Origin of the sequence: uncultured Chitinophaga sp. (assembly GCF_902168175.1) — a bacterium.
GTDB lineage: Bacteria > Bacteroidota > Bacteroidia > Chitinophagales > Chitinophagaceae > Chitinophaga.
In genome coordinates this window covers 17,915-35,854 of the sequence record NZ_CABHOU010000025.1, presented here as the reverse complement: position 1 = coordinate 35,854, position 17,940 = coordinate 17,915, and the positions used below count along the sequence as shown (strand labels likewise).

13 protein-coding genes are annotated in these 17,940 nt (G+C 49.4%); 3 read left to right on the top strand and 10 right to left on the bottom strand.

Features of this window, described 5'->3' with window-relative positions:
• Positions 1–52: 52 nt before the first annotated feature.
• From QZT80_RS03565 to QZT80_RS03545, 5 genes are all read right to left on the bottom strand, one after another.
• Positions 53–583 carry a discoidin domain-containing protein gene (locus QZT80_RS03565; RefSeq protein WP_295117737.1) on the bottom strand — a complete coding sequence of 177 codons (531 nt, stop codon included), beginning with the start codon at positions 581–583 and terminating at the stop codon, positions 53–55.
• An 11-nt stretch (positions 584–594) separates the two neighbouring features.
• Entirely contained in the window at positions 595–2,121 is a 1,527-nt protein-coding gene (locus QZT80_RS03560) for a RagB/SusD family nutrient uptake outer membrane protein (protein WP_295117735.1), read from the bottom strand.
• An 11-nt stretch (positions 2,122–2,132) separates the two neighbouring features.
• Complete coding sequence (locus tag QZT80_RS03555) at positions 2,133–5,306, bottom strand: TonB-dependent receptor (protein WP_295117732.1); 3,174 nt, start codon at positions 5,304–5,306, stop codon at positions 2,133–2,135.
• A gap of 439 nt (positions 5,307–5,745) precedes the next feature.
• Positions 5,746–6,915, bottom strand: coding sequence for a FecR family protein (locus tag QZT80_RS03550; RefSeq protein WP_295117729.1), 1,170 nt, complete (start codon positions 6,913–6,915; stop codon positions 5,746–5,748).
• Positions 6,916–6,983: 68 nt separating this feature from the next.
• The gene (locus tag QZT80_RS03545) at positions 6,984–7,565 is read right to left on the bottom strand and encodes an RNA polymerase sigma-70 factor (protein WP_295117727.1); all 582 of its coding nucleotides are present in this window, start codon (positions 7,563–7,565) and stop codon (positions 6,984–6,986) included.
• Positions 7,566–7,736: 171 nt separating this feature from the next.
• Here QZT80_RS03545 and QZT80_RS03540 point away from each other — a divergent pair, with 171 nt between their 5' ends.
• On the top strand, positions 7,737–7,958 hold the full coding sequence (locus tag QZT80_RS03540; protein ID WP_295117725.1) for a hypothetical protein: 222 nt from the start codon (positions 7,737–7,739) through the stop codon (positions 7,956–7,958).
• A gap of 6 nt (positions 7,959–7,964) precedes the next feature.
• Positions 7,965–8,366 carry a hypothetical protein gene (locus QZT80_RS03535; RefSeq protein ID WP_295117722.1) on the top strand — a complete coding sequence of 134 codons (402 nt, stop codon included), beginning with the start codon at positions 7,965–7,967 and terminating at the stop codon, positions 8,364–8,366.
• Here the strand turns inward: QZT80_RS03535 and QZT80_RS03530 are convergent, their stop codons facing one another.
• Positions 8,367–10,496 carry a type IA DNA topoisomerase gene (locus tag QZT80_RS03530; protein ID WP_295117719.1) on the bottom strand — a complete coding sequence of 710 codons (2,130 nt, stop codon included), beginning with the start codon at positions 10,494–10,496 and terminating at the stop codon, positions 8,367–8,369.
• Between the two features lie 52 nt (positions 10,497–10,548).
• On the opposite strand from QZT80_RS03530, the gene QZT80_RS03525 reads away from it, so the two are divergent.
• On the top strand, positions 10,549–11,304 hold the full coding sequence (locus tag QZT80_RS03525) for an MBL fold metallo-hydrolase (RefSeq protein ID WP_295117717.1): 756 nt from the start codon (positions 10,549–10,551) through the stop codon (positions 11,302–11,304).
• A gap of 351 nt (positions 11,305–11,655) precedes the next feature.
• Here the strand turns inward: QZT80_RS03525 and QZT80_RS03520 are convergent, their stop codons facing one another.
• The 4 genes from QZT80_RS03520 to QZT80_RS03505 form a co-directional block, all read right to left on the bottom strand.
• Positions 11,656–11,862, bottom strand: a complete 207-nt coding sequence (locus tag QZT80_RS03520) for a hypothetical protein (protein ID WP_295117714.1) — start codon at positions 11,860–11,862, stop codon at positions 11,656–11,658.
• A gap of 291 nt (positions 11,863–12,153) precedes the next feature.
• Complete coding sequence (locus QZT80_RS03515; RefSeq protein WP_295117712.1) at positions 12,154–13,242, bottom strand: efflux RND transporter periplasmic adaptor subunit; 1,089 nt, start codon at positions 13,240–13,242, stop codon at positions 12,154–12,156.
• Complete coding sequence (locus QZT80_RS03510; RefSeq protein ID WP_295117710.1) at positions 13,235–16,519, bottom strand: efflux RND transporter permease subunit; 3,285 nt, start codon at positions 16,517–16,519, stop codon at positions 13,235–13,237. The genes QZT80_RS03515 and QZT80_RS03510 overlap by 8 nt, the downstream gene beginning before the upstream one ends.
• A 12-nt stretch (positions 16,520–16,531) precedes the next feature.
• On the bottom strand, positions 16,532–17,920 hold the full coding sequence (locus tag QZT80_RS03505; RefSeq protein ID WP_295117707.1) for a TolC family protein: 1,389 nt from the start codon (positions 17,918–17,920) through the stop codon (positions 16,532–16,534).
• Between the last annotated feature and the right edge of the window lie 20 nt (positions 17,921–17,940).

Below are 17,940 nucleotides of genomic sequence, written 5' to 3'. Positions count from 1 at the left end.
ATGATGAGTGATTGCGTTAAAACGGAGTGATCGGAGGTGGCCCCGTCGAACCTTATTCTTTCGCGGTGAACACACTGATCTCTGCCAGGAAGTTGTTGGCGTTGGGACCAGTAAGTGCCGTCAGTTTCAGGTAACGGTAGGCGTTGGCGGATGACACAGCGTAACTCTGCGGCGTTTTGGTTGCACCGGTAAAGTTTACGCTGTCGCGCAGCATGGTCCAGCTGGCGCCGTCGGTACTGCCTTCGAGCCGGAACTTCGTCATCCCGTTACCGTTGTTTTGCCGGGCGGTAATATCTACCGAAACCATTTTAATGGGCGCTTTCATATCTATATTCAACCAGTGTGGGTAACTGCTTGCAACAGTGCAATAGGCCGAGTGCCAGAAGGTGTTGATGTTGTTGTCGAGTACCAGTGCGGCGCCTGCGGTTTCGCAATCTGTTTCTTCGGTAGAAGCGGTGATGGTCCAGGCGCTTCTGTCGGCAGCTTTAATAGTGGATTTGTCGGAAAATGTTACCACATCTGCCTTACCGCAGCCCATGAAAAGGGCTGCAGCAAAGAATATATTGAGGGGTTGTTTTTTCATGCTGATCAGGATTAAGGGTTTTGGGTAAGTTTTTTGTTCACGAGGCGTTCGCGGTTAGGGATGAAGAAGATCACCCTGTTGTCGGTAGGCTGCACGGTTTGCGTGATGTTGGTAGTAGGATTGTTGTTCAGCGCATGTGTACCTGGATAGTTCCTTGTCAGCGGCCTGTTATTGCGGAACAGGTCGTAGGTGCGGTGTCCTTCAAACGCAAACTCCAGCCTTCTTTCTTCGAGTACGATATCTAATGCAGTTTTGCCAGCCGCCTGTATGCTCGCCAGTGTGTGTAATGCCGTGCCACTTAGTCCTGCACGGGTGCGGATGGTATTTACATCATCCAGCGCCAGCTGTGAATTGGCGCCGCCGATCTTAGCATTCGCCTCTGCACGGATAAGGTACATTTCCGCCAAACGTAAATACACGGGAGAACTGAGGTTGGTGAGCCCTTCCTGGTTATTGTATTTGTTGATGTAATACATGGGCGTTTTAGGGTTCAGTTTAGTATTGTACAGTATCGTGGCAACAGGCACGGTGTAAGGATATTGGATAACACCGGTAGTGGTGTACGGCGTAATAAAGCTATGACGAAGGTCGCCCGGATGAAGGTCGAGGAAGTTTATGAATTGTTCAGAAGCATAAATCTCTGCCCAACCGGTAGCCCCTTGCCCGCCTTCGCTGTAGTACATAGAACCAATAGCGCTGAAGTCGCGGTTTTCGGTTTTTATGTGACGGATACAGAAGATCGTTTCATCATTGTCTTCGGGTACTCCTTTGAAGTAGTTGGTATAATTGCCACCCTGCAATAAAGTGTAACGGTTGGAGCTGATCACTTTATCTGCAAACTCTATCGCCTTCTGGTTATCGCCTTTATACAGGTATACGCGGCTTAGCAATGCATAGGCTACTTCTTTAGAGGCGAAATTGTTGTTCTTGTTCTCCGTCATCAGTTCCGCAGCTTTAATCAGGTCAGCGATCACGAAATCGTATACTTCTTTTACGGTATTCCGGGCCGGGAATTCTTCTTTGCTGTCTTCCTTTACGATGGGGACCGCTTCAAAGCTGCCGTCGCCCTGTGGGTAGGGGCGGCCGAATACGCGGGCCATGTTAAAGTACATCATGGCGCGCAGGTACAGGTTTTCACCTTTCAGCTGGCGCAGGGCGGTGTTCGACTCGTCGGGTACAAAAGCAATAACGCGGTTAGCAGCGTTAATCACGAAGTACGACTGCTGCCAAACATTGTATACATGGCTCATGTCAATAAGGTGCGTGTAACGGTAAGCATTAGACAGTGCATCCGAAGATGCCTGCCCCTGCGCGATATTATCGCTCGGGTACTCCGATAAAAAATGAATGCTGCGTACGTACGTCGGGTTTTTAAGCACCGCATAAGTACCTATGGTCGCAGATTGTACATCATCTGCATTACTCAGTGCTTCTTCCTCAGATTTGGCGGTAGAAGGTTCAAAGTATTTCTTGCAGGAGCTGGCGCTTAATAAAATCGCGCCGCCTATGAGTATAGTAAAAAGATGGTTAAGTTTCATGTTGCTGGTTTTTAGAATCCAATACTTACGCCTAAGAGGAATTTTTTGCTGATGGGATACTTCGTGTTGGAGTTGCCATCAGAAAAATTGGTTTCAGGATCGGTACCGGAGAAATGGGTAGCTGTCCATAGATTATCACCGCTAAGGAATATCCTGGCTGTGGCCAGTTTAGCCCTGCGTATTACAGATTGTGGCAGGTCGTAAGCCAGGCGTACGTTACGGAGGCGGAGGTAACTACCGTCTTCCAGGATCCTCGAAGATGGTTCATTCGCGGCTTTGTTGCCACCCAGTAATGGTTTCGGGTGTGTGGCAATGTCGCCTGGTTTGGTCCACCTGCTCCAGCCTTCGGCCAGCACCATCTGGTTGTAACTGTCGTATAACCCGTCGGAGTCAAAGAACTGGCGGAGGTTGTTCATGATCTGGTTGCCATACACAAAGTTGAAGAAGCCACTCAGGGTAAATCCTTTATAAGAAAAGGTATTCAGCATACCACCGGTGAATTTAGGGGCGGATGATGTGCCGGTGTATTGCAGGGTAGCGGCGTTGTAGGAGTTAGTATAAGTTAAGTACTCTTTACCATCGGCATCGGTTACGATCTTTTCCCACAGCGGATCGCCATTGGCCGGGTCAACGCCCGCCCATATGCGCATATACCATTTGTCCATGTCTTCATCTAAACCAACAGGCTGTGTAGCACCCGGACTGGCAAACTTATCGCCTGCATTCAGCTTGGTTACTTTATTGCGGTTATGGGCAATGTTAAAGCTGGTTTCCCACTTAAATTCGCCTACCAGGTTTTTGGTGTTAAGCGTTAATTCTATACCCCTGTTACTGATGGAACCGATGTTTTCCAGCACACTTGCATAACCACTGGTTAGCGGTAATGGGCGCGACATCAGCAGTGATTTTGCACGTTTGTCGTACACATCCACGTTGACATCAATCCTGTTCCAGAGGCCGATATCGATACCCAGGTTATTGACCATGATCTTTTCCCAGGTAAGGTCCGGATTTGCTTTCTGCGATGGGTAGGAGCCCGTTTGCCCGGCATAACTGGCCGATTGGTCGAAGAGGTAAAGGCCAAGGCTCTGGTAATCGCCTGCCGGTGCATTGCCGACAGTACCATGGCTGGCGCGCAGTTTCAGGAAGCTGATGGTATTGTTCGTTTTGAGGAAATGCTCGCTGCTTAATATCCAGGAAGCGCCCAGTTGATAGAAGCTGCCGCCGGGATTGTTATTACCGAATTTCGAAGAGATATCGTGTACGAAGGAGCCCAGCAGGAAGTACTTATTGGCAAAGTTATAATCGCCCTGTACCAGCCATTTCTGGAAGCTATATTCGTTACGTCCGCCGGTTGGATTGTTTTTTACTTCCGTAGCGGTACTCATGGCAGTCATGCCCTGCGGCAAACCGCGGCCGGATACGCTGTTCACATCATACAATCTCTTTTCGGCCTCCCAAACCCCCAGTACAGACAGGTTATGATCGCCGAAGTTGTTCTCATAGCGGGCACGGTTAGAAGTAAGCAGGATGTTATTGTAGGAGATATCGCTGTACAGCGCGCCCAGGTCGGCAGTGCCTTCTTTGCTGCGACGGTCGTAGTAGTCCATATCCTTATAGTTCGAAAAGGACGTACGGTTGTAGGAAGAAAGGGTAATGTGTTTCGTTACTGCATACTCCAGGTTCAGGTCGCCGTTCATATCGAAATTGCGGGCGTTACTCTGGTTGTATTGCAGTGAGTACAGAAAGTTATGCTGCTCCCTGCCCAGCCAGCCGCCTGCACCGGGGAACCTCACTGTTCCATTGCTGTTGTACGGGTTATCCCATGGCAGGTTAGTATACGCGCCGTACAAGGTGCCACTATGGTGGTTGTATAGTTTAGAAAAGATGCCGTTCAGCAAAACGTTCATCTTCACCTTATCACTTAACTTATGTTCGATGTTAGCGCGGAAGTTATAGTTTGTTCTGCTGTTATCGAGTAAGGTGCCTTCTTCCTTATAAAAGTTGGCAGAGGTGTAAAACTGTGTTTTTTCAGATCCGCCGCTGGCAGAAATCGTATAGTTCTGCGTGAAGGCATTGCGGGTGGCAAGATCGAACCAGTCGGTATTCGTTTTCAGTACCGAATCGTTACGGGTAGTAAAGCTGGTTTGGTAGTCGTATAGCTGTTGCGAATTCATCAGCTTAAAATTGCCATTTGTCGCTTTATTAAAACCAGTAACCGCATTGATCTCGATTTTAGTTTTGCCTGCCTTACCCTGTTTCGTAGTGATGATGATTACGCCATTAGCGGCCCTGGAGCCATAGAGGCCGGTAGCTGCGGCATCTTTGAGTATGGTAACAGAGGCCACGTCAGAAGGATTATAGGTGCCGCCGATATTGCCATCTACGACAATCAACGGTCCGCTGGTAGCGCTTATGGTACTTTGGCCCCTTACCTGTATGGCCGCGCCGGTGGTAGGGTCGCCGGAGTTGCCCGATACTACAACACCAGCTGCTTTACCCTGCAGCAGGCTGGATACGTTGTTGGAAGTAACATCCCTTAATTGATCGCCGGACACAGTACTTACCGCGCTGGACAAATATTTTACGTTTTTGGTAGAATAACCGACTACGGTTACGCCTTCAATATCTTTACTGGCTGGCTTAAGTTGCAGGTTAATAGCGCTTTGTCCTTTTACTGCCACCTCCTGGCTGAAGAAACCGATATAGGAAATTTCGAGTACACTATTGTCGGGAATGTTAGCAATGCTGTATATGCCATCAGAATTAGTGGTAGCTCCTTTGGTAGTACCTTTTACTTTGATAGACACGCCGGGCAGCGGGTTACCTTCATCGTCGGTAATACGGCCGGTGATGGTTACAGGTGGCAGACTGCTTTCGCCGCCATCCAATGGTTTGCGTGTTATGACGATCACCTTATCTTCAATGCTGTAGTCGAGCCCCTGTTCGTCGAGCACGTTTTCCAGGAATGCTTCCATGGGTTGATTAACCGCTTTAACGGTGACGTTGCTTTTTTCGCGGAGCATGGTTTTGTTATAGAAAAAAACAAAACCCGTTTGTCGCTTGACGGCGCCGAAAACCTTGCTCAGCGGTACGTCGTTGCCTGAAAAGGTAACGTTCTGCGACCAGCTTTTGGCGCTCACGTGCATGCAGGCAGTAAAAAGGATAAGCGTGATCAGTTTCATTGTTCTCAGCAATGTTTTGTAGCGCCGGTTGTGCGGTCGTAGTAATTCCGACATGAGTGCTGTTGGCACTTCCGGAGCTTTAAATAATTCAGATCTGGTTGTTGGCCATGCCGCTTTTATATGGGCATAGAAAGCCTGCTTACAAAAAGTGTAAAACTTCATACTTTTGTAATGGTTTAAGGTTAATTAAATGAGAAATCGTCCTGGAAGACTTTTTTTGCGTGATTAGCCAAAAGACCGTTCCCGGGGAAGTGCTGCAAACACTTCCCCGTTCTTGTTTTTCCGGCAATTTTACTTGTTTACTTTGCGATCAAATAAATGGAACATAGATAACATAAACGTTTAGACAATATTATTCTTCTCCCGCTACCATAGCGGGCCTTGGTTGAAATCACAAATATGGAACAGCCTGTCTTCTTGTATTAATCTGCGTATTTTATTATTCCGGGAGTACAATCAGCTTGTTCCCTTCTTCTATCCTGAATTTCACTTCGACTTTGGTTAATATCTTTATTACTTGTGATAGTTTTAGATTCTTTGGAAGGTCGCCATCAAACTCGGTTTCGGGGATTTTACCTTCGTACACCACTTGCAGGTCGTACCATCGGGCCACTTTGCGCATTACGTCCTGCAGGCCCGCGCCCTGGAAGCTGATAAAGCCATTTTTCCAGGCCACTGCGAGGTCGGTATCTACATCGTTGGATATTTTTACGTCATTGCCTTTAACACTCGCCTGCTGGCCCGGTTTGAGCGTTTTACGCAGGCCGCCGTTATTAATGTTCACACCGCCATCGAGCAGGGTGGTTGTAATGGCTGCTTCGTCCGCATAAGCATTCACGTTAAAGCGGGTGCCCATTACCTCCACCTGCATGCCCTCGCTGATCTTTACAATAAAAGGCTGCGATATGTTCTGCGCCACTTCGAAATAGGCCTCGCCAGTCACCTCCACCAGCCGTTGTTTACTGCTAAAAGCGGTCGGGAAACGGAGGGAAGAGGCAGCATTCAGCCATACGAGCGAACCATCGGGCAATGCCAGTTGGAACATCCGGCCCCGGGGTGTGGTGATGGTATTATACAATACTTCGCCCGCCTGCGCCGCGTCGTAGTTCAGTTGACCATTATTAAGGCTTACCTGTGTACCGTTCTGGTTAGCGATTACACCATTATTGAGTGAATCGAGTACGATGGTTTGTCCGTTGGCGAGGGTAAGAATAGCGCCCTGCCTGCCCGGTGCTACATCCGGAGCTGAAGTAATAGCCACCGAAGACGTTCCCGGGCGCGTAAGCATTGTGAAATACCCAATGCCCGCGGCTGCCAGCACTAATACCGCAGCGGCTGCCCACCAGTAGCGGTTTATGTTACGTATAGGTGTAGCTTGTACACCAGGGCGGCCATCCAGTATGTGGTTTACGATCCGGTCTTTTTCGTCTGGTGTGTAAGCCTGTTTTGCCTGCATTTTATGCCATACCTCCTTCATATGCGGCTCCAGTTGGGCTTCCGCATCGGGTGTGTCCAGCAGTGCCATCAGCTCGTCGTGTTCCGCTGGCGTTGCCTGCTGGTGTACCCAGCGATCGAAAAGATGTGAAAGTCTGTTTTCAGGTATTGGCATGATAAAATGCGTTATCGTATAAGGAACAACAAAAAAAATCAAAAGGGGCTACCGGGATGAACTTTTTTTCAGGAAAGGAAAAAGAGAAGGAAAAGCAGGCAGGCATCGGTACGGGCGGCTACGTATTCCATAATAGACTGGTTGGCATATTGCAGGTATTTTTTCACCGTTTCGCGGGAGATACGCATTTCTTCCGCCACTTCCTGGTACTTTTTGCCCTGTCGGCGGCAAAGTATCCAAACCTTTTGCTGTTGTGGCGGAAGCTGTGAAATAGCCGTTTCGATGAGCCCCAGTTGCGGTTCGAGGTTGGTGTTGTCGTCCCATTCCTGCGTATTCACCGCTTCCCAGGCCTGCTGTCGTTTCTTTTCACGGAGCGCTTTTTTAAGCGCATTAAGGGCGTGGTTACGCGAAATAACAAACAGGTATGGGGGGAAGTTACGTACGGAAGCCAGGGTTTCGCGTGTGGTCCAGATTTGCAGGAAAATGTCCTGCACGATCTCTTCCGCCAGCTCGTTTGAGTGGGTAAGGCGACAGATGTAAGCATGCAATGGGTCCGACCATGCATGAAACAATTCGCGAAACGCCTGCTCATCTCCCCGGGACACCCTCTGTAACAGGTCGGTATTGATATTTGCTACGGCTGTGGACAATAACGGATGGTTTAAGTGTTTGTAAACATAAAAAAAATGTAGTTGATTAAACCAAAAAATTCGAGCCAACCTTAAGTGAAACTGACAATTTCTCAGTTTGAGGAAAAAAGTGAGGAAGAGAAGATATGTCTATAAAAGAATGAATTATTTTCGGGGAGTAAATGAAATGTTATGGCAATAAAACCTCTGGAAATTATTCTATTGATCATCGCGGGATGCTTGTTTCTCATTCCGATTGTTCTGAATATAATTGACTTTGTAAAATGGTGGTTTTCCGATGCTGATACGATAGTTATACAAAGTCCGGATGGAGATACGGCTAAGCTGTCGCCATACCGCCACAGCCGCGAAGAAATAAGACATTTTTTAGAAGTGTGGAGTAAACTAAAATAAAAGCCATTGGAGGAAAAGGTTAACCATTTAGATCCGATTGTTGTTGATGCCCATTTTGATAGAAAACAACTTATAAATGCCGGGGGAGGAATGATCTGGTTATTCGCCCTTGAAAAACTGCCTGATACTTTCGCACTCAAAACATACTTAATAGTATTTGTACCACCGTTCATGATATCATTATCATGGTTAAGCAATATTGTAATCCAGGAATTTAAACGGTATCGGAAAGAACGGGCCTTAGAAAGAACGAGGTTAATTGCCATGATCGATCTGGAAGGGCTTTTGGCTAATCCAACGCTCGACGATGAAAGCAAAGAGAAGCTGCGGGCAATGCAGATTGATGTAAAAGTGTCGCGCGCGTTGGAGCTAACCGAAAAACTAAAACGCCTTTCGCGGCCGGAGTAATTACTCCAGCCCAACCACAAAGTCTGCGTTCAATACCAGCTTGCCGTCCACAGGAGCTTCTCTGCCCGGCACCACCAACCCCTTAATCTGTGTTGTTTTGCCCTTCAGTACCAGATCAGCCACCTGTTTTTCACTGAGTTTTTTGCCCAAAACTTCGAACGGTAGTTTAAACCCGCATACCGAGAAATTAGCGCAACCGTATGCTGTGTTCCCTTTCTTCAACGGGTGCGACTTACACTTCGGACAGTTCATTTCTTCTATCGCTACAGTTTTCTTCGGCTCTTTAGGTTTGGATTCCTTCTTTGGTTTTTCTTCCTTTTTCTCTGGCAGTGGCGGCGCGGTAGTAACGGTAATCGCTTTGTAGGCGCTGGTTTTCACTTCGCGGGTTAAATCGATAACCATTGTGATGAGTTCCTGCTTAAAGATTTCCATCTGGTATTCGCCTTTTTCGATGAGCCGCAGTTTACGTTCCCACACACCTGTAAGCTCGGGGCTTTTAAGAAGTTCTGATTGTATGGTATCTATAAGGTCCATGCCGGTTTGAGTGGCGAAGATGTTCTTTTTCCGTTTTTCGATGTACTTCCTGCGGAACAGGGTTTCGATGATGTTAGCGCGGGTAGAGGGCCGGCCGATGCCGTTGTCTTTTAACAACTCGCGCATTTCTTCATCGTCCACCTGCTTGCCGGCGGTTTCCATGGCGCGCAGCAACGTTGCTTCTGTAAAAGGTTTGGGAGGCGTGGTTTTGCCCATATGCACACGCGGTGTATGCGGGCCACTTTCGCCTACAACGAATAAAGGAAGTACTTTCTCTTCATCTTCTTCACCGTCTTTTTTGTCCTTTACATCGTTCGCATATACCTCCTTCCAGCCAGGCTCCAGTATCTGTTTACCGGTCGCTTTAAACTCTACCTGGCCTACCTTACCCAGTACCGTAGTATTAGATATTTTACACTCCGGGTAAAAGGCCGCTATGAAACGGCGGGCAATAAGGTCGTAGATACGTTTCTCCTCCACCGGAATGCCTCCGGGATATACACCAGTAGGAATGATGGCATGGTGATCCGTTACCTTTTTATCGTCAAACACCGATTTGAGTTTGGGGATGGGTTTGGCGAGAATAGGAGCGGTAAGGGCGGCATATGGCGTAAGATCACGCATGATGCCTTCTACCTTAGGATGCAGGTCTTCCGAAAGGTAAGTGGTATCTACCCTGGGATAGGTGACCAGCTTCTTTTCGTAAAGGTTCTGCACAAGTTTCAGTGTATCATCGGCGGTGAAAGCGAATTTTTTGTTGGCCTCTACCTGCAGCGAGGTAAGGTCAAACAGCCGGGGATTACCCTCTTTACCCTCTTTCTTTTCGAATGAGGTAATTTCAAAAGGATGTTCTTTTAAGTACTCCAGCCCTTTGTTCGCTTTCTCCACGTTCTTCAGCCGCTCGATGGTGGCGGTGAATTCCGTTTCGCGGTAAATGGTTTTTAGCTCCCAGTATTCTTCAGAAAGGAACGCGTTTATCTCCTTTTGCCTGGCTACGATCATGGCCAGGGTAGGGGTTTGTACGCGACCGATCGACAAGGTTACTTTGCCTACCGCGAACTTTTTCGTAAACAGGCGTGTAGCGTTCATGCCCAGCAGCCAGTCGCCGATGGCGCGGGCGCTGCCGGCAGCGTACAGGTTGTTATACTGGTCGGCGTCTTTGAGTTTATTGAATCCCTCTCTGATGGCCTGCTCCGTAAGCGAAGAAATCCACAACCGTTTTACGGGCGCCACGCATTTGGCTTTCAGCAACACCCAGCGCTGAATCAGTTCTCCTTCCTGGCCGGCATCACCACAGTTTATCACCTCCTCGCTGCCGGTTACCAGTGTTTCGATAATCTTGAACTGTTTCTCTACGCCTTTGTTGTCGATGAGTTTAATACCGAAGCTGGGAGGTATCATGGGCAGGTCTTCCAGCCGCCAGTAACGCCATTGTTCGGTGTAGTCGTGCGGCTCTTTGAGGGTGCAGAAATGCCCGAAGGTCCAGGTAACCTGGTAGCCATTGCCCTCATAGTACCCGTCTTTGCGCGTTTTGGCGCCAAGTACTTCTGCAATATCTTTTGCTACGCTTGGTTTTTCTGCTATACAAACCTTCATTGTTCATTTACCTTGGAGGGCGAATTTCGGATAATTTATTAAATTAACAGCCATGATCAGACTACAACTAATAAGGCATGCCACGCTGGTGGTAGATATGGGCGAAAAAAGAATATTGGTGGACCCCTTCCTGGCCGCTAAAAACACCTACGATCCCATCGTCTGGACCAGTAACGGCCTCCGTAATCCCATGGTAGATTTGCCTTTAACCGATAAAGAACTCGAACAACTGCTGTCCACAGTAGATATGGTGCTGGTTACCCACACCCACAACGATCACTGGGATGTTACCGCCCGCGAAATGATCTCAAAGGAAATGCCTATCCTCGGTCAGCCCGAAGACGAGCAGCAGTTCCGCAACCAGGGTTTTAGCAGTGTTGCGCCTGTCTACGTAAAATATGGCCTCGGGCAACTCTCCTTTACGCGCACCGGCGGCCAGCATGGCACTGGCGATATTGCCATCAAAATGGCTCCTGTTTCCGGCTTTATGATCAATGACGGGCAACATACCCTGTACATTGCCGGCGATACGGTATGGTGTAAAGAAGTGGAAGATGCACTGAGGGTATATAAACCGGATTTCATCGTACTCAACGCCGGCGCCGCCCAGTTCGATATGGGCGATCCCATTACAATGACGGCCGACGATGTACTAACGGTGGCCAAACACAGCGATGCTGCCAAAATCGTTTGCGTACATCTCGATACCGTCAATCACTGCCACCAGAAACGACCTGAATTAAGGGCGGCCACTGCGCACGATCCTCGTATAATGGTGCCCGACGATGGAGATATTATTTACTTATAAAAACGAAAAAGGTGTGCGGCTATCTGCACACCTTTTTTACGCCCGGTTAATGCCGAACATTCACATGTTTCGCCGGTCTCCGCTAACAAACAACTGTACTTTCGTACTATTTATCAACCAAATATCTTGATTACAAAAGTAGGGCAGGGCGGTATGCGGGTCAATGTACATTTGCTGGCATTTGTTTGATAGTTTATGGCTGGCGGGGAATAGGGATTAAGCCACCGTTAGGTCGCTCCCTTCAACGGCCTATCTCTTCCCGTCATGGCGAGGAACGAAGCCATCCTCGTGCGTAGTCACTGCCTGCAATAATTGGTTGTAGGGATGGCAGGCAACGTTATGGGCTTACTTTCATGTAGTCTGTGCCTCGCGGAATTCCGGATGCTTTGCCCATGCTAAACACGCTGCCCGCAGGGCTTTACTGAGGCGAAGACTGCGCACGAGGATGGCTTCGTACCTCGCCATGACGAGCAGGGTGAGGCCCGCTAGTGCGGACACACCCATGAGGATGGCTTCGTTCCTCGCCGTGAACAGGTTGAGGCCCGCTAGTGCGGGCACACAATAGGATTGTCATCCGTTGGTTGAATGCATTGTACCGGGTCGGGCGAGGCGTATTGGCACGATATAGCCGGAACAGTTATATATGGCATTACCAGTACTTAAGTAAATTCTTTACAGCGTGGTGTAAACACCGCGGCCATGGAAGAACTAAATATTGCCCGATACTGTTACTGCCGCTTCAGTGTGCGACGCAACGGCGGCTGAATCATATCCTTCCGCCCGTTCCACAAAAAAAAGACCGCCACCCCGGAGGATGACGGCCGTAGCGTATAAATCGAAAACAACAACCTATTTTTTGAAGGTAGAGCCGTTGCGGACTTCCTCTGTGGCTTCTTTCACGATGGTGTCGGAAGTGTGGAGGTCGCCGAATATCTCGGCTTTTTTGTCGGCTTCGCGTCCCTTTTTAATGGGCACCCATTCTACCTTGTTATTATTCACTTTAATTACGAACACGCCTTCGGAGGAGGTCAGTACGGCGGATGCCGGTACCACGAAAGCACTGTCGGTGGCGGGTAAGGCTACCTTTAACTCAGCTACCATGCCTGGCAACAGCTTTTTATTAGTATTGGGCACGTCCATCTCAATACGCTGCGAACGCAGCCGGTTGTCCAGCGCGCCAGCCAGTCGGCTGATGTTGGCGGAGAACTGTTCGCCGGGCATCGACTTCACGGAGAAATCTATTTTATCGCTTTTGCGCAGGAATACGGAATATACTTCGGGTACGGCCACTACCAGCCTCAGTCGGTCTTGCTGCTGTAAGGTGAAGATGGGCTCTTTGCCGTTAGGGCCTACAAAAGCGCCGGCACTTACGTTCCTGGAGGTAATTACGCCATTGAACGGGGCACGTATCTCGAGGTAGTTACGGTTATCGCTGATCTCTTTGTAAGCGGCTTTAGCGGCCTGCAAAGATGCGTAGTCGGCCTGCTGCCTGCCATTGGCCATATCCAGGTCGTTGGGCGAAATGGTGCCGGGTGTTTTGCTGGTTTCGAGCAAACGGTTGTAATTGGCTTTGCTGGCGGTATATACAGCTTCGAGTGCCTGTAACCTGGAGCTGGCGCCTGATAACTGGGAACTGATCTCAGGCGCTTCCAGCACGGCCAGTAACTGCCCTGCCCTTACCTCGCTGCCTACATCCACGGTGAGCGTTTTTACAAAGCTGCTCACTTTGGCGTAGAGGTCTACCTGCTGAAAAGCAATGAGCTCGCCAGGAAGGGTAAGATTAGTGGATATCGTGCCTTTTTCGAGGCTGATGGTTTCCTTTACCGGGGCTGCGGTTGCCTCTTTCGCGGGTTCACCTTTAGACGAGTCGCAGCCAACCCATGCCACTGATGCGGAAACTAAAAGGATGGCAGCCGGTAACATGAATGTCCTACGCATTGGTCTGTGTATTTTTGTCGGATAATGATGATATAAAATGTTTGCTTTCCTCGTCGGTCGGATCGAGGGAAATGGATTGGGTAGATGTTTTACCCTGCACCCATGCGAATACCAGCGGTAATACAACTAGTACGGCAATGGTGGAGAATAATAGTCCACCGATTACGGCGCGGCCTAATGGCGAGATCTGGTCGCCACCTTCGCCATGACCGATGGCCATTGGTAACATACCCATCAACATGGCCACACTGGTCATAATGATCGGGCGAAGCCTTAAGCCTGCAGCTTCTCTTGCCGCAGATAAAGCGTTGCCACTGTGTTTACGCAATTGCTCGGCATTGGTGATGAGCAATACGGCGTTGGCGATAGATACGCCTACGGACATAATGATACCCATGTACGATTGCAGGTTCAGCGTTGATCCTGTAAGGCGTAACATCAGCAATGATCCCAGTACCACGGCAGGTACGGTGGTAAGCACTACAAACGATACTTTGAATGACTGGAAGTTCGCCGCCAGCATCAGGAATATTACCACAATCGCTACGATAAGGCCCGATTGCAGGCTGCTGAGCGTTTCGTTCAATACGGTACTTAACCCGATACGATCAATGAACAAACCACGTGGCAGTTCACCCAGCGATGCCAGTGCTTTGTCTACATCGTCGGATGCCACCCCCAGATCTTTTTTATACAGGTTAGCGGTTACCGATAAATAAGGCATCGCGCCAAGGTTATCATTTTCACCATTCACGGTATCAGCGGTAATGGTGGCCACATCGCTGAGAATTGGACGGGCGGAGTTGCGCAGTAACGGGATTTCGCCGAGCTGGTCCTCGTTGGTCATCTGGTTAAGCGGTACCTGCACCTGCACGCTGTAGGGCTGACCGGCCTTTTCATCTATCCAGGTGTTTTTATCGGTGTAACGGCTGGAGGAAGTAGAGGCAATCAGAGAACGGGATACCTCATTCAGATCAACGCCCAGTTGTGCTGCACGTACCCTGTCGATATTGATGTTTAACGCAGGATATTTGATAGGTTGCGCAATTTGTACGTCGCGGAAATAATCGATCTCTTTTAGTTTCGCTACGATCTTATTCGCGTATTCTTCGTTGATCTTTTTGTTTTTACCGGCAATACGTACTTCGATCGGTGTTGGAGAGCCCTGGCTCAGTACTTTGTCGGTGAGTTCTATCGGCTCAAAGGAGATCTTTACATCAGGCAGTTCTTTCTTCACTCTTTCGCGGATGCGCTCTTTGAACTCGTCCATGTCGTGGTGGTAGTCTTTAAGCGCCACCTGGAACACGGCTTCGTGCGGGCCAGCCGTAAAGGTGTAGATAGGCGATACGGAGAACAGCGCGGGGTGCTGCCCAACGTACACGGATGAAATCGCGATATGTTCTTTGCCTACTTCTTTTTCCAGTTCGTTCAACACCGCAATTACTTTCTGCTCTGTTCTTTCTACCCTGGTGCCGTCCGGGGCACGCAGGCGCAGCTGGAACTGGCTGGAGTTAGTGCGGGGCAGTACGTCTTTACCAATGGAGTTGAGCATCCATACGGCCAGGCCGCTTATGATCACCAGGTAAAGGACTGTTACCAGTTTACGATTCGGCATCAGCCTGTCGCTAAAGCGCATAAAGCGGTTGCGGAAACGTTCGAAGAAACTGATCTTACCGTCGTTGTTAAAGTCGTCACGCTCTACCAGTACTTTCTTTTGGTCAAAAGTATCTTTCTCCGATTCAGGTGAAAGTTTGGCATCTCTTAATATCTCTTCATCCGTACGTTTGTCTCCTTTCTTATGATGCGATTTCATGATCCAGTTGGCCATGATGGGCACAAAGGTTTGAGAAAGCAGGAAAGAGAATATCATAGAGAATCCGATGGCCAAAGCCAGTGGAAGGAACAATGCACCGGGAATGCCTGTCATGGTAAAGGCCGGGGCAAACACCGCGAGGATACAGAAGAGGATGAGCAGTTTCGGGAAAGCGATTTCCTTACATGCATCCCAAATGGCCAGTGCCTTTGGTTTACCCATATCCAGGTGCTGGTGAATGTTTTCGATCGTTACCGTACTCTCATCCACCAATATACCAATGGCCAGCGCCAGGCCGCTCAGCGACATGATATTGATCGTTTGCCCGAATAACTTCAGGAACAATACGCCGGAAATAATGGAGGCAGGGATGGTGAGGATTACGATCAGTGCTGCGCGCCGGTCGCCCAGGAACAGCAGTACCATTAAACCGGTAAGCACCGCACCAATGATGCCTTCACTTACCAGGCTTTTTACCGAGTTGATCACATACACCGACTGGTCGAACTCGTAACTGAGTTTTACATCCTCGGGTAAGGTGCTTTGAATGCGCGGCAGGTTGGCTTTGAGTCTTTTTACCACTTCCCAGGTAGATGCGTCGCCTGCCTTGGCAATGCTCACATATACCGAACGTTTTCCGTTTACCAGTGCATAGCCGGCGGTGATATCAGCCCCGTCTTTAACAGTAGCCACATCCCGCAGGTAAAGGTTTTGTACGCCGCCCTTAAAGATGGGAATATCCTCAAACTCTTTCAGGTTACGGATGGTATTGTTGGTTGGTGTGATGTAGTTTTTATCGCCGATGCGTACGTTACCGGAAGGTGCCGTTTGGTTATTCAGGCGAATGGCTTCCACGATCTGGTCGGGTGTAAGGTTGTGGGAGCGGAGCATTTCCGGGTCCACGTTAATTTCGATGGTACGGGGGCTGCCGCCAAAGGGTGGGGGCGAAAGCAGGCCGGGTACAGAGGTGAACATCGCACGTACATAAACGTTGGCGATATCCTGTAATTCGTTGTTACTGCGGGTGGGACTGCTCAGTACCAGTTGTCCTACCGGCAGCGACGAAGCATCGAAGCGGATCACGAAAGGCGGCTGCGATCCCGGTGGGAAGGCGGCCTGTATCCTGTTGGCGAGGGCACTTACTTCGGCTGCTGCCTGCGCCATGTTGGTGCCTTCGTAATACGAAAGCTTCATCAGCGTAAGGCCCTGAACGTTTTTGGTTTCAATGCTTTTGATACCGTTGGCGAACAGGAGTATGTTTACATATTGTTTACCGAAGTAAGCTTCCATCTGGTCGGGCGTGTAGCCGCCAAACGGGTGGGCGATGTAGATCACAGGGAGGTTCATGTTAGGCAGGATGTCTACCTTAATATCTCTCACCGCCGATATACCGAAGAAAAACAGTCCTACCACCAATACCATGATTGATATGGGTTTCCGGAGTGCTAGGCGAATTAGGTTCATTGGTCCGTCGGATTAAAATTCATTCGTAAATATGGATAAGTTGCCAGTCGATGCAGCTTTGAGTAACAGTGCCTGCCATACATTGCTGTAGGCGATGTCACGGTCGGTTTCGGCGCGGTTAAGCGAGTACAGCGCGGTGGTAACATCCACGATCGTATTAAGACCGTTGCGGTATAATACCGAGCGTTGCAGGTAGGCGTCGGACGAAGACCGAACCTGTAAAGGTGCTTCGTTGTAAGCATCCAGCGCGTTCTTCATTTTCACGCCGGCAAGGTCCTGCTGGGCTTTCAGTTGCTGGTTTACCAGGTCGGCCTCATAACGCATACCTTCCGTAACCTTGTGCTGTGCTACCTCCTGCTGGCCTGCGCGCAGTATGGAAGTAAGGTTCCAGGTTACGCCTACACCAAACAGGTAGTTACTGCGGCTGGGTTTAATACCATCCCAGTAATTATGTGTGAACTGCGTTTGGTCGGAAGCGTAAAGGTGACTGAAACCAGAGGCCCTGGTCTGGAATACAGAGAACAGGGAAAAGTTAGGATACTTCATGGCCCTGTAATACTGCTCCTGTTCAAGGCTTACCCGCGTACGGTTGTTGTAAAACTGTAACAGGGGGTGTTGGGAAGATACAGTGTCGGCCGATACCACGTTGCCGGGTATGCGGGTGATGAACAGTGTATCGAGCGTAAACTGCTGCTGCGGTGCAATGCCCATCAGCAACGACAATTGGTTGGCTCTTTCCTGCTCCAGGGCTTTTGCACGGATAAGGGCCAGCCGGGCGTTACTTACTTCGGCGTTGGCCAGGGAGGAGTCTACACCGGCGATGAGGCCGTTGCGTGCCTTGGTAACTACTACCAGCCGGAAGGTATCGGCCCGGGCCAGGTTGTTTTCCTGCGAGCGGGTAATACGCTGGGCGGCCAGCAGGTTGAGGTAGGCAGACACTACACGTACCTCGTGCTGGAACTTTTCCTGTTCCTGGTCGGAAGCATCTCTTTCGGCAATACGTTCCGCAGTTTGAATACGTTCGCGTACTTTTCCGAAAGTGTAGAAGTCCCAGTTAAAGTTGGCGAGATAAAGCGCGCCAAACGCTGCATTCCAGTTCTGTTCCGCTAAGGGGAGGCCTGAAGATGCCACACCAAAACCGCCAAACCCGTAAGCCGGGCCGTTTTGCCCGTTTACGGTGCCATAGTCCTGCTGACCTGATACTACCAGGTTGGGCATTACTTCGCGGCGTACCTGTGTTACGGAAGCGCGGGAGGCGCTGGCGTAGGCCGCTTTGGCTTTGATACTGTTGTAATTCGTGACTGCCGTTTCTATTGCATCTTTGACCGTCAACACCTGTGCAAACAGGCCTGTTGAGCACAAAAGAAAGGCCGAGCTAAGGATAATTTTTCTCTGGATCATTCGTAAACATGGCTTAAATC

Bases quoted from the DNA above. Each gene is read 5' to 3' on its own strand.
- QZT80_RS03555 (WP_295117732.1), bottom strand. From the start codon at position 5,306: ATGAAACTGATCACGCTTATCCTTTTTACTGCCTGCATGCACGTGAGC.
- QZT80_RS03530 (WP_295117719.1), bottom strand. From the start codon at position 10,496: ATGAAGGTTTGTATAGCAGAAAAACCAAGCGTAGCAAAAGATATTGCA.
- QZT80_RS03560 (WP_295117735.1), bottom strand. From the start codon at position 2,121: ATGAAACTTAACCATCTTTTTACTATACTCATAGGCGGCGCGATTTTA.
- QZT80_RS03515 (WP_295117712.1), bottom strand. From the start codon at position 13,242: ATGCGTAGGACATTCATGTTACCGGCTGCCATCCTTTTAGTTTCCGCA.
- QZT80_RS03505 (WP_295117707.1), bottom strand. From the start codon at position 17,920: ATGATCCAGAGAAAAATTATCCTTAGCTCGGCCTTTCTTTTGTGCTCA.
- QZT80_RS03510 (WP_295117710.1), bottom strand. From the start codon at position 16,519: ATGAACCTAATTCGCCTAGCACTCCGGAAACCCATATCAATCATGGTA.
- QZT80_RS03540 (WP_295117725.1), top strand. From the start codon at position 7,737: ATGGCAATAAAACCTCTGGAAATTATTCTATTGATCATCGCGGGATGC.
- QZT80_RS03525 (WP_295117717.1), top strand. From the start codon at position 10,549: ATGATCAGACTACAACTAATAAGGCATGCCACGCTGGTGGTAGATATG.
- QZT80_RS03550 (WP_295117729.1), bottom strand. From the start codon at position 6,915: ATGCCAATACCTGAAAACAGACTTTCACATCTTTTCGATCGCTGGGTA.
- QZT80_RS03565 (WP_295117737.1), bottom strand. From the start codon at position 583: ATGAAAAAACAACCCCTCAATATATTCTTTGCTGCAGCCCTTTTCATG.